At 66.6% G+C, this 914-nt stretch carries 2 protein-coding genes; both read left to right on the top strand.

Annotation, left to right across the window (positions count from 1 at the left end):
* Positions 1-558: M24 family metallopeptidase (locus EN738_RS34640; protein WP_127287404.1), on the top strand; the 558-nt coding region annotated here is incomplete at its 5' end.
* 4 nt (positions 559-562) lie between these two features.
* Positions 563-914, top strand: a 352-nt coding sequence (locus tag EN738_RS34635) for a succinylglutamate desuccinylase/aspartoacylase family protein (RefSeq protein ID WP_189606152.1), incomplete at its 3' end; no start/stop codon positions are given.

The raw sequence follows: 914 nt of genomic DNA, 5'->3' as shown, positions 1-914 counted from the left end.
GATGGGATCGGCGGCGACTATCCGGCGATCGTGCCGCTGCTGCCGTCGGGCGCCGATGCCTCGGCGCCGCATCTGACCTGGGACGACCGGCCGATGCAGGCCGGCGAGGGCACCTTCTTCGAGATCGCCGGCTGCTACAACCGCTACCATTGCCCGCTGTCGCGCACCGTCTTCCTCGGCAAGCCGACGCAGGCCTTCCTCGATGCCGAGAAGGCGACGCTGGAAGGCATGGAGGCCGGTCTTGCCGCCGCCAGGCCCGGCAACACATGCGAGGACATCGCCAACGCCTTCTTCGCCGTCTTGAAGAAATACGGCATCGTCAAGGACAACCGCACCGGCTATCCGATCGGCATCTCCTATCCGCCGGACTGGGGCGAGCGCACCATGAGCCTGCGCCCCGGCGACCGCACCGAGCTGAAACCCGGCATGACCTTCCACTTCATGACGGGCCTCTGGCTGGAGACGATGGGGCTGGAGATCACCGAATCCATTTTGATCACCGAGACCGGCGTCGAGTGCCTGGCCAATGTGCCGCGCAAGCTGGTCGCGAAGGATTGATCGGATGCCGGCCTTGCGTCCCTCACCGATCGCCCCGACCGTCGATTTCGACAAGGACGGCGTTCAGCACGGTTTCCTGCGCCTGCCCTACAGCCGCGACGATTCGGCCTGGGGCTCGGTGATGATCCCGGTCTGCGTCATCCGCAACGGCAACGGGCCGACGGCGCTGCTCACCGGCGGCAACCATGGCGACGAGTATGAGGGGCCGCTGGCGCTCTACGACCTTGCCCGCACACTCGATCCCAGGGAGGTTACCGGCACGGTCATCATCGTGCCGGCGATGAACTACCCGGCCTTCCGCGCCGGCACCCGCACCTCGCCGATCGACAAGGGCAATCTCAACCGCAGCTTCCCCG

Origin of the sequence: Mesorhizobium sp. M4B.F.Ca.ET.017.02.2.1 (assembly GCF_003998955.1) — a bacterium.
GTDB lineage: Bacteria > Pseudomonadota > Alphaproteobacteria > Rhizobiales > Rhizobiaceae > Mesorhizobium > Mesorhizobium abyssinicae.
The sequence above is the reverse complement of the archived record's forward strand: the minus strand, read 5'-3'. Positions and strand labels throughout refer to the sequence as shown.